At 71.3% G+C, this 663-nt stretch carries 1 protein-coding gene and 1 pseudogene; one reads left to right on the top strand and one right to left on the bottom strand.

The genetic code is table 11. The annotated features are described in order from the left end of the window. Positions 1–358: response regulator (locus GTW40_RS08910; protein ID WP_161179622.1), on the bottom strand; the 358-nt coding region annotated here is incomplete at its 3' end. 111 nt (positions 359–469) lie between these two features. On the opposite strand from GTW40_RS08910, the pseudogene GTW40_RS08915 reads away from it, so the two are divergent. Next, positions 470–663: pseudogene (locus GTW40_RS08915) on the top strand (hypothetical protein); the annotation flags it as partial.

Consider the following 663-nt stretch of genomic DNA (forward strand, 5'->3'; position numbering starts at 1 on the left):
GGGCGCGGCGCAGGACGGCGGCGATGCGGGCGGAGAGGTGCTCGACGGAGAAGGGCTTGGTCAGGTAGTCGTCCGCCCCCGCGTTGAGCAGCCGGACGATCTCCGTCTCGTCGTCCCGCGCGGTGGCGATGATCACCGGCACATCGGTGATGCCGCGCAGCATCTTCAGCGCCTCGGAGCCGTCCAGGTCCGGCAGTCCGAGGTCGAGTATGACCACGTCGAACCGGAAGTGGGCGACCTCGCGCAGCGCTTCCAGCGCCGTGCCCACGCTGCGCACGGTGTGGGCGGCGTCGGTCAGATGCCTGATGAGCGCCGAGCGGACGAACTGATCGTCCTCGACCACGAGCACACTTGCCATGCGCCGCAACCTACGCCATGCGGCCGAGCCGGGTCCTGGCCTGTGGACAACTCCCTGTGGACAACTGGGGCCCTGTGCACGGCCGGTGACGGCTGAGGCAGTATGACTCCGATGCGCAGAGGACTCGTACACGTACTGGCGTGGCTGCTCGCCACCGGAGCGGCGGTCGCCCTCTCCTGGTGGGGCGTGCACACGGTCATGGCCGGAACGGCCTACGACCCCCCACGCGCCGTCCCCATCACGGCCGCCGAGGCCGCCGCCGCCCACGCCTCCCCCTCCCCACCCGCCACGAGCCGCCCGTCCCC

This window comes from Streptomyces sp. SID4985 (assembly GCF_009863025.1).
Classification (GTDB): Bacteria; Actinomycetota; Actinomycetes; order Streptomycetales; family Streptomycetaceae; genus Streptomyces.